3 protein-coding genes are annotated in these 11,888 nt (G+C 42.2%); all 3 read right to left on the bottom strand.

Translation table 11 applies throughout. The features are described 5' to 3' along the window. The coding region (locus tag ACLCEG_RS19175) for an ESPR-type extended signal peptide-containing protein (RefSeq protein ID WP_410568816.1) at positions 1 to 4,642 on the bottom strand (4,642 nt) is incomplete at its 3' end. A 651-nt stretch (positions 4,643 to 5,293) separates the two neighbouring features. Then, complete coding sequence (gene tpgA, locus ACLCEG_RS19170; RefSeq protein ID WP_410568283.1) at positions 5,294 to 6,079, bottom strand: trimeric autotransporter adhesin/peptidogylcan-associated protein TpgA; 786 nt, start codon at positions 6,077 to 6,079, stop codon at positions 5,294 to 5,296. A gap of 55 nt (positions 6,080 to 6,134) precedes the next feature. After that, on the bottom strand, positions 6,135 to 11,888 hold a 5,754-nt coding region (locus ACLCEG_RS19165), incomplete at its 5' end, for a YadA-like family protein (protein WP_410568814.1).

Here is an 11,888-nt window from a genome sequence, read left to right as displayed (position 1 = left end):
CTGCAAATACAGGCGCATCCGCAAGTTGAATGTCAACGGTATTGCCACTGATCACCGTCTTCACATTCGAGTTCGAACCTGACGCTGTCAGACCACCTGTGATATTCAGGGTTTCACCCAACTTACGGTCAACACTGCCGCTGTTACCTGCAAAGGTAATCGGTTTAACCACTTCATTGTTCAGGTTAGTTAAAGCGTCACCCACATTGCTGGCATTAACTGTTGTACCGTCAGTTTTGGTGGTGACATAGGTTGGTGAACTTACAGCACCTGTTGTGCTGTCATAGCTTGATCCACCACCCAGATTGTTGGCTGTGCTGTTGCCCAGGGCATCAGTCTTGTTGTTGCTTGACGTGCTTAATGCATCAAGCTGACTAACATTGACAGCATCAGTCGAATTAGTTCCTGCGGCAAGATTGGTAATCTTCTGGTTAGCCGCATTAATACCGGCTGTGGTTACACTTGGACCACCAGTAATGGTTAATCCATTGTTATCTACCTTACTATTGCCAACCGTTAAGCTACCCGCATTGGTTAATGCAATGTTGTCATTCACATTGTATTTATAGGTATTGGTGGCAGGGTCATACACTGCTGTAGTGTTAGTGCCATCTGCAAAGTTAACCGTTTCACCCAACTTCACATTGTCAGCCGTGCCACCATTGACACTAAAGTTCAGGCCTTTGTCTGCCGTTGCTTGTGCAGCTGCGGCATTCGTAACTGCCGTGTTTGCAGTATTTTGAGCTGCTGCCGCATTCGTTACTGCTGTATTTGCGGTGTTCTGAGCAGTGGTTACATTCTGATTTGTAGTATTTAACTGGCTACCATTCACTGCATCTGTAGAACTTGCTGAAATAGTTCCAGCTGCAACGTTAGTAATCTTCTGGTTACCCGCATCAATACCTGCTGTCGTTACACTTGGGCCGCCAGTAATGGTTAAACCACTGTTATCAACCTTGCTATTGCCTACCGTTAAGCTACCCGCATTGGTTAATGCAATGTTGTCATTCACATTGTATTTGTAGGTATTGGTTGTCGGGTCATATACTGCTGTGGTGTTGGTGCCATTGGCAAAGTTAACTGTTTCACCTAACTTCACATTGTCAGCCGTGCCACCATTGACACTAAAGTTCAGACCTTTGTCTGCCGTTGCTTGTGCAGCTGCTGCATTGGTAACTGCCGTGTTTGCAGTATTTTGAGCTGCTGCCGCATTCGTTACCGCTGTATTTGCAGTATTTTGAGCAGTGGTTACATTCTGGTTCGTGGTATTTAACTGGCTACCATTCACTGCGTCTGTAGAACTTGCAGAAATAGTTCCAGCCGCCACATTGGTAATCTTCTGGTTGCCCGCGTTAATACCAGCAGTTGTGACACTTGGACCACCTGTAATCGTCAATCCACTGTTATCAACTTTGCTATTCCCAACCGTTAAACTGCCTGCATTCGTTAAGCTAATATTGTCATTTACATTGTATTTATAGGTATTTGTTGCTGGGTCATATACTGCTGTGGTGTTGGTGCCATTGGCAAAGTTAACCGTTTCACCCAGCTTCACATTGTCAGCCGTACTGCCATTCACACTAAAGTTCAGGCCTTTGTCTGCTGTCGCCTGGGCAGCAGCTGCATTGGTGACTGCTGTGTTTGCAGTAGTTTGTGCTGCAGCTGCATTCGTTACCGCTGTATTAGCAGTATTTTGTGCTGCCGCCGCATTCGTTACCGCTGTGTTTGCTGTGTTCTGAGCAGTGGTTACATTCTGGTTCGTGGTATTTAACTGGCTACCATTTACTGCATCTGTAGAACTTGCTGAAATGGTTCCTGCTGCAACATTGGTAATCTTCTGGTTAGCCGCGTTAATACCAGCAGTCGTTACACTTGGACCACCAGTAATGGTTAATCCACTGTTATCAACCTTGCTATTCCCAACCGTTAAACTGCCTGCATTCGTTAAGCTAATATTGTCATTTACATTGTATTTATAGGTATTTGTTGCTGGGTCATAAACTGCTGTGGTGTTAGTACCATTGGCAAAGTTAACTGTTTCACCTAACTTCACATTGTCAGCTGTACCGCCATTCACACTAAAGTTCAAGCCTTTGTCTGCCGTCGCCTGGGCAGTAGCTGCGTTGGTGACTGCTGTGTTTGCAGTAGTTTGTGCTGTTGCCGCATTCGTTACCGCTGTATTAGCAGTATTTTGAGCAGTGGTTACATTCTGGTTCGTGGTATTTAACTGGCTACCATTCACTGCGTCTGTAGAACTTGCAGAAATAGTTCCAGCCGCCACATTGGTAATCTTCTGGTTGCCCGCGTTAATACCTGCAGTTGTGACACTTGGACCACCTGTAATCGTCAAACCACTGTTATCAACTTTGCTATTCCCAACTGTTAAGCTACCCGCATTGGTCAATGCAATGTTGTCATTCACATTGTATTTATAGGTGTTGGTGGCAGGGTCATAAACTGCTGTGGTGTTGGTGCCATTGGCAAAGTTAACTGTTTCACCTAACTTCACATTGTCAGCCGTACCGCCATTCACACTAAAGTTCAGGCCTTTGTCCGCTGTCGCCTGAGCAGCAGCTGCATTGGTGACTGCTGTGTTTGCAGTAGTTTGCGCTGCTGCCGCATTCGTTACCGCTGTGTTTGCTGTGTTCTGAGCAGTGGTTACATTCTGGTTCGTGGTATTTAACTGGCTACCATTCACTGCGTCTGTAGAACTCGCAGAAATAGTTCCAGCAGCCACATTGGTAATCTTCTGGTTGCCCGCGTTAATACCTGCAGTTGTGACACTTGGACCACCTGTAATCGTCAATCCACTGTTATCAACTTTGCTATTCCCAACCGTTAAACTGCCTGCATTCGTTAAGCTAATATTGTCATTTACATTGTATTTATAGGTATTTGTTGCAGGGTCATAAACTGCTGTGGTGTTGGTGCCATTGGCAAAGTTAACTGTTTCACCTAACTTCACGTTGTCTGCTGTACCGCCATTCGCACTAAAGTTCAGGCCTTTGTCTGCTGTCGCCTGGGCAGCAGCTGCATTCGTCACTGCCGTGTTTGCCGTATTTTGAGCTGCTGCTGCATTCGTTACCGCTGTATTTGCCGTATTTTGAGCTGCTGCTGCATTCGTTACCGCTGTGTTTGCGGTGTTCTGAGCAGTGGTTACATTCTGGTTCGTGGTATTTAATTGGCTACCATTCACTGCATCTGTAGAACTCGCAGAAATAGTTCCAGCTGCTAAATTGGTAATTTTCTGATTATTAAGGTTGGCGCCGCCATTTAGGTTACTTGCACCAGTAACATTTAATGAGCCACCAGTCGTTAAGTTACCTGCTGTGACAGTACCAGAAAATACAGGTGCATCAGCCATCTGAATATTAACTGTATTACCAGTCACAGCCGTTTTTAAGTTATTTCCAGAATAGGTTCCAGCAGTTGAACCTCCTCCAGTAATATTAAGTGTTGTACCTAAATTATTTGCTGAACTCCCTGTATTACCAGCAAAAGTAATAGGTTTTACAACTTCATTATTTAAATTAGTCAGTGCACCAGACACGGTATTAACAGGAGTATAAGTTGTTCCATCTGTTTTTGTTATTGTATAACTTGGTGGTGTATAAACATGGGTTGTAGTGTTATATGCTGCGCCACCACCTAATGCTGTTGTATTACCTACAGCACGATTATTTACATCCTTTAACTGAGCAACCGTAACCGCATCTGAATCGGCAGCACCATCGGCTACGTTTTGAATACGTCGAGTATTTGTGGCTGAACCCACTGAAACAACACCATTTGTCGTAGATGCTGCAACATTCGTTATATATGAGTTACCACTTTGTACCGTAGTTGTTGATCCTGCACCTAAAGCAACTGAATTTGTTACATTCGCAGTTGATCTTGGCCCGAGAGCTACACTATTTGCTGCAGAGGTTAAGCTGTTAGTACCTATAGCAACACCATCAACTGCATTTGTGTCTACAGTCGCTGTATTACCAATGGCAGTAGCATTATTTGCACCACTGTTAACTTGAGCATTTTTTCCTATTGCCATTGCAGCTGTTGAACCAACGACTTGGCTCATCGCACCCAGTGCAACACTGTAACTAGAAGCACTATCAATAGCATTAAAAGAAGACCCCGTTGGCAGGCCTTCTGCAACAAGATCAGCATCACTGTTATTTTGAATTACAATTGATTGCGCACCAGCAGCACTAGCTTGTCCACCAACTACTGTTGAATTTACACCAGTCGCATTTACATAATTTCCTAATGCGGTTGAATCTCCTGCGCTAGCATTTGCTCTTGATCCAACTGCTAATCCGTTAGAATCATTTGCAGTCGCTGGGGTACCCGTATTTGCCCCTATTGCAATACCATTACTAATGGTTGGACTTGTATCAATAATTGATCCATACAAGTTTGTGTAGTCAGCCCACACATGTGATACGGCTAAACAGGAAATGATAGATAATACAAGAGCCTTAGGTCTAAATCTTTTTTCTCTAGAAACTATCTCGTTTTGTTGACCACTCGATTCAGTGGAGGATGAAACAGAACCTGTTCTCGTTTTGCTTTTAGCTAATTCTGATACAACAGTCCATGTACCAATAGAAGCATTCCAAACCACTTTGTATATCTTATTCATATTTCCACCCGTAAACTTCCCGCTTACATTTGTAAAGATTTGCAATCAAATATTTAAATTGCTTATTTTTTGTAAAAATATCTTTTTTATTTTGAGAAGTAAATCACATTTATAAATATTAAAATCAAAACAATTCACATTAGAATTCAATAAAGACAATAATTTCAAAAATTAATTAAAAAATAACAGATTTATCAATTTTTTAATTTTTCTTAACGGTCTATTTTCAATCTAGCTTTGTTACATTTTTTTACGAATAAAGATTTTTCGTCATTTCGATTTATTAGATATATTTCACAAAAATTAAGAAATTAGTTCTAATTAAACTTAAGTTATTAATATTTAATATATAAAATTAATTTTCATTAGAATAAATTTAAAATAAAAATATCGTGCTACTTAAAAAAATCAGCTTAAACACACAGTAATTTGCAATTTTTTTGATTATTATTTAATCAATTTTATGTATTAATATACTAAAATAAGCTTTTAGAAATCAGCGATTGAAAGATTTATACGTAAAGAGCTAAACAACATAAAATAAATTATTATTAATCAAAATTTTACTTATATCTTAAATTATTTTTTTGATCCTTAAAAACGAAAAAGTAACCATCTTAGGGATGATTACTTTTTTCGTGACAGACCGTTTTACCAAATAATATTAACGCGTCTATTTGGCGCTAAACATTCGATAAGTTGCGAGCTATTTTTCCCTGAACACTGCTTGTATAGATCAGTCTGGCTATTCGCCTGTATCTGTATCCGGCTTGATTCAATGCCTTGTTGTACCAATAATTTGGCTACCGTATTAGCACGTTGTGAAGACAATTGTTGGTTATAGCTAAATTTACCTAACCGATCTGTAAAGCCTGAAACAACAATAGGATTCGTTATTTGACTTTTTTTAATCTGCTCAGCAATTTTGGTAATGCTCCCATTACTATCTTCAATGGCACTCGCATCAAATCGATCAAACGCAAATAAGACACTCGCTGTACGATCTGCAATTACAGTGCTATGCTCTGGCGACTGATTATTCTCACCCCAAGCGACCAAACCTTCGCACACCTCACCCTTCCAAGATAAATGTTCAGCTAAATATTTTTCATTAAAATCAATGCGTAATTGACAGCGTTGATATTGGTTTGTGTTAGGAACACGGATATCTAATACATAATTCCATACTTTTACTGCAAAAACCCCTTCACTAAATTGTGGATTTCCTAGTAAAGCTCGAATTTGATTTTTATCCAATCCTTTATCCAAACGAGCAACGTCGTCATACTCATAACGTTTTATTTGTTTAAGATAACTCTTTTCAATTGCTGGAAATTTTACCTCATTCCGTTGAATTGCTACGTCAGTATCCGTAAATCCAGTAATACTTAAACTTACCAAGATGCCCATTACCAAAATTTGAATATTTTGTTTCATTTTCATACTCACAATATTACTTTAAAGGAGAGATAAACTCTCCTTAGTTAGGCACTCAGTCAATTACTGTACTTACGCCAACACGAACTAATGGACTACCCTGACTACCAAGCGCTGCACCTGTTGTAAGTGACCAGCGGCCGTTGTCAGCTGTTTTACGTAAAGTCACACCTACAGCATTTTGCTGATTATAGTAAGCAGCACCAACAGCCATGGTAACTTTCCCTGCAATAAATGGCGCATTTTCAAGTGCAGCATTTGCAGCAATACCCGCAGACATTTTTTCTTCCAAGTTGTCGATACGCTGATTTGTTGCATAGAACGCTTGCTCAAGCTTGTTGTTCACATTGTCAATTTTGGTATTTAATGTTTGATCAGCTTGATTTAATGCACCTAATGCATCACCGACATTGTTGTAGGACTTATCAGCCACGTTATAGGTCGGGTTTGAGAAGCTTTCGGTAATATTGTTATAACCAGCTCCACCACCTAAGTAGTTTACAAGTGCTTGGTTTGTGGTATTAAGCTGAGAACCATTTACTGCATCTTTTGAAGATGCAGTCACTGCACCCGCTTTAACGCCAGTCACCGTGCGGTCACCTGCTGTTCCAGCAACATTAACTTGTGTACCACCCGTGTCTTTACCAACAGTAATCGCAGCATCTTTATCCGCTTGTTGAACTAGACCAGTTTTACCATTGTTAATGTTATTTTGAAGGTTCGAGATATCACCCGTATTTTTGTCAACCTGTTGTTGAACACTCCACAACTGGCCTCCATTTACAGCATCTTTAGAACTTTCTGCTACAGTACCATTTGCGACATTCTTAAGTGCTGTACCATTAGCACCACCTGCTAAAGTGACAGAGTCTTTATTGACTGTACCATCTGCATTTTTGTCATACTGAACTGCACTATTAGCCAAAGCACCAACATTGTTATTAATGTTAGTGATTGCACTATCAAGTTGGCCTTTGTTCACTGCATCTGTCGTGTTAACGCCAGCAGCTACATTGGTAATAACCTTATTGCCTGCATTGATTCCAGAAGCAGTGATACTAGGACCACCAGCAATGATTAGACCTGTTGATCCCAACTGAACGTTATCACCAACTTTTACTCCAGTCGTATCGATAACTGTATTACCAGTCGTGACGCTATCAACTTTCAAATTTTTGTTCAACGCAACTTTGATATTACCTTCATTATCAGTTTCACTGCTTTGAGCAACAGTTAAGTTATCATCACCTGTAAAGTTAACTTTGCCATTTGGTTTAATCTTTTTAGCAGTCGCTGCATCACCATTAGCTGAAACTGTCCAGCCCGCATTTGCTGCTGTACCTGCATCAGTGACTGCTTTATCAAGTGCTGTTAAAGCATCACCAACATTGTTTGCGCTTGTACCTGCAACAGTATAAGTCGGGTTAGAAATCGAACCATCTGGATTAGCTTTGGCACCACCACCAAAAATATTGGCTGTAGAATCACCATTCTTAGTTACACGACTATCGAGAGTATGTAACTGACTACCATTTACTGCATCTGTAGAGGTCGCAGAAATAGTCCCTGCTGCTACGTTAGTAATCTTCTGGTTAGCTGCATCAATACCAGATTGGGTTACACTTGGACCGCCAGCAATGGTTAAACCATTAGTGTCTAGCTTGCTGTCGCCTGCCGTTACGCTATCCACATTCAGGTCACGGTTTAAACCATACTGAATCTTGTTTCCAGTTTTGGTGACTTTCAGGTTGGTTTCACCTGCAACCGTACCAATGTCCACGGTATCACCCGCTTTCACTGCACCCGCATTGGCACCATTGCTTTGTAGTGTCCAGCCTTTATCCAATGCACTGATTGCAGCACCCACGTTATTTACGTTGTTGCCATTTACAGTATAAATTGGTGAACTGACTGCGCCTGTAACAGGATTATAAACTGCGCCTCCACCTAAGTTGTTCGCGGTACTAGTACCTAAAGCATCTGTCTTGGTATTCGCTGCTGTAGTTACTGCACCCAATTGGCTTACATTAACAGCATCAGTTGCATTGATACCTGCTGCAACATTGGTAATCTTTTGGTTGCCTGCATTAATACCAGCAGACGTTACACTTGGGCCACCAGTAATGGTTAATCCACTGTTATCAACCTTAGTATTGCCAGCCGTTAAACCACTGTTATCAACTTTAGTATTACCAACCGTTAAGCTACCCACATTGGTTAACGCAATATTGTCATTGACACTGTATTTATAAGTATTGGTTGTCGGATCATACGTTGCAGTGGTGTTGGCACCATCTGCAAAGTTAACCGTTTGACCCAACTTCACATTCTTAACCGCACCACCATTGACACTAAAGTTCAGGCCTTTATCTGCTGTTGCTTGTGCTGCTGCTGCATTGGTCACTGCTGTGTTTGCAGTGTTCTGGGCAGTCGTTACATTCTGGTTGGTTGCATTTAACTGGCTACCATTCACTGCATCTGTTGATGTAGCAGAAATAGTACCTGCTGCAACGTTAGTCACTTTCTGGTTAGCCGCATTAATGCCAGACTTGGTCACACTTGGGCCACCAGTAATGGTTAAACCGTTGGTGTCTAGCTTGCTGTCGCCTGCCGTTACACTGTCAATATTCAGATCACGGTTTAAACCATACTGGATATTGTTTCCAGTTTTGGTTACTTTCAGGTTGGTTTCACCTGTAGCCGTACCAATGTCCACGGTATCACCAGCTTTCACTGCACCCGCATTGCTACCATTGCTTTGTAGTGTCCAGCCTTTATCCAGTTCGCTGATTGCAGCAGCCACGTTATTTACGTTGTTGCCATTTACAGTATAAATTGGTGAACTGACTGCGCCTGTAACTGGATTATAAACTGCGCCACCACCCAAGTTACTCGCAGTACTGGTACCTAAAGCAGCTGTCTTGGTGTTTGCTGCTATAGTTACTGCACCCAATTGGCTTACATTAACAGCATCAGTCGGATTGGTTCCTGCTGCAACATTGGTAATCTTCTGGTTGCCCGCATCAATACCTGCAGTCGTTACACTTGGGCCACCAGTAATCGTTAATCCGCTGTTATCAACCTTGGTATTGCCAACGGTTAAGCTACCTGCATTGGTTAAACCAATGTTGTCATTGACACTGTATTTATAAGTATTGGTTGCTGGGTCATACGTTGCAGTGGTGTTGGTACCATCTGCAAAGTTAACCGTTTGACCCAACTTTACGTTCTTAGCCGCACCACCATTGACACTAAAGTTCAGGCCTTTATCTGCCGTCGCTTGTGCCGCAGCTGCATTCGTCACTGCTGTGTTTGCAGTGTTCTGGGCAGTGGTTACATTCTGGTTGGTTGCATTTAACTGGCTACCATTTACTGCATCTGTAGAACTCGCAGAAATAGTCCCTGCTGCAACGTTAGTAATCTTCTGGTTAGCTGCATCAATACCAGACTTGGTCACACTTGGGCCACCAGTAATGGTTAAACCGTTGGTGTCTAACTTGCTGTCACCTGCCGTTACACTGTCAATCTTAAGATCACGGTTTAAACCATACTGGATATTGTTTCCAGTCTTGGTGACTTTCAGGTTGGTTTCACCTGCAACCGTACCAATGTCCACGGTATCACCAGCTTTCACTGCACCTGCATTGCTACCATTGCTTTGTAGTGTCCAGCCTTTGTCCAATGCACTGATTGCAGCACCTACGTTATTTACGTTGTTGCCATTTACAGTATAAATTGGTGAACTGACTGCACCTGTCACCGGATTATAAACTGCACCACCACCCAAGTTACTCGCAGTACTGATACCTAAAGCATCTGTCTTGGTATTCGCTGCTGTAGTTGCTGCACCCAATTGGCTTACATTAACAGCATCAGTTGCATTCGTTCCCGCCGCGACATTAGTAATCTTTTGGTTAGCAGCATTGATACCCGCAGTTGTTACACTTGGACCACCAGTAATGGTTAATCCGCTGTTATCAACCTTGGTATTGCCAACGGTTAAGCTACCCGCATTGGTTAAACCAATGTTGTCATTCACGCTGTATTTATAAGTATTGGTTGCAGGATCATACACTGCTGTCGTATTGGTGCCATCTGCAAAGTTAACCGTTTCACCCAACTTCACGTTCTTAGCTGTAGCACCATTCACACTAAAGTTCAGGCCTTTGTCTGCCGTAGCTTGCGCTGCTGCTGCATTGGTCACCGCTGTGTTTGCAGTATTTTGGGCAGTCGTTACATTCTGGTTGGTCGCATCTAACTGACTACCATTCACTGCATCTGTTGATGTAGATGAAATAGTCCCTGCTGCAACGTTAGTAATCTTCTGGTTGCCTGCATTAATGCCAGCAGTTGTTACACTTGGACCGCCTGTAATGGTTAGGCCATTGTTATCAACCTTGCTATTCCCAACTGTTAAACTACCCGCATTGGTTAATGCAATGTTGTCATTCACACTGTATTTATAGGTATTGGTTGTCGGATCATAGGTTGCTGTGGTGTTGGTACCATCTGCAAAGTTAACAATTTCACCTAACTTTACGTTGTCAGTCGTACCACCATTCACACTAAAGTTCAGACCTTTGTCTGCCGTCGCTTGAGCTGCAGCAGCATTCGTCACCGCTGTGTTTGCGGTGTTCTGGGCAGTGGTTACATTCTGGTTGGTCTCATTTAACTGACTACCATTCACTGCATCTGTTGATGTAGATGAAATGGTTCCTGCTGCAACGTTAGTAATCTTCTGGTTAGCAGCATCGATACCTGCAGTTGTTACACTTGGACCGCCTGCAATGGTAAGACCATTGGTGTCTAACTTGCTGTCGCCTGCCGTTACGCTGTCAATATTCAGATCACGGTTTAAACCATACTGGATCTTGTTTCCAGTCTTGGTTACTTTCAGATTGCTTTCACCTGCAACCGTACCAACATCCACGGTATCACCAGCTTTCACTGCACCTGCATTGGCACCATTGCTTTGTAATGTCCAGCCTTTGTCCAATGCAGTGATTGCAGCACCTACGTTATTTACGTTGTTGCCATTTACAGTATAAATTGGGGAACTGACTGCACCTGTAACTGGATTATAAACTGCGCCACCACCTAAATTACTCGCGGTACTGGTACCTAAAGCATCTGTTCTAGTATTCGCTGCTGTAGTAATAGCATCCAACTGGCTTACATTAACAGCATCAGTTGCATTCGTTCCTGCCGCAACGTTAGTAATCTTCTGGTTGCCTGCATTAATACCTGCAGTTGTTACACTTGGACCGCCTGTAATGATTAGGCCACTGTTATCAACCTTGGTATTCCCGACCGTTAAGCTACCCGCATTGGTTAATGCAATGTTGTCATTTACATTATATTTATAGGTATTGGTTGCTGGGTCATACTCTGCTGTGGTGTTGATACCATCTGCAAAGTTAACGGTTTCACCTAACTTCACGTTGTCAGTTGTACCACCATTCACACTAAAGTTCAGGCCTTTATCTGCCGTCGCTTGCGCTGCTGCTGCATTGGTCAATGCGGTATTTGCTGTATTTTGTGCAGTGGTTACATTCTGGTTAGTTGCATTTAACTGGCTAAAATTGACTGCATCAGTCGCATTAGTGCCTGCTTTAACATTGGTAATTTTCTGATTACCCGCATTAATCCCTGCTGTGGTTACACTTGGGCCACCCGTAATGTTTACCCCACTGTTATCAACTTTAGTATTTCCTACTGTTAAGCTACCTGCATTGGTTAATGCAATGTTGTCATTCACATTGTATTTATAGGTATTGGTGGCAGGGTCATAAACTGCTGTGGTGTTGGT

The sequence above is a fragment of the Acinetobacter sp. H1(2024) genome (genome assembly GCF_046557555.1).
Taxonomy (GTDB): domain Bacteria; phylum Pseudomonadota; class Gammaproteobacteria; order Pseudomonadales; family Moraxellaceae; genus Acinetobacter; species Acinetobacter seifertii.
The sequence above is the reverse complement of the archived record's forward strand: the minus strand, read 5'-3'. Positions and strand labels throughout refer to the sequence as shown.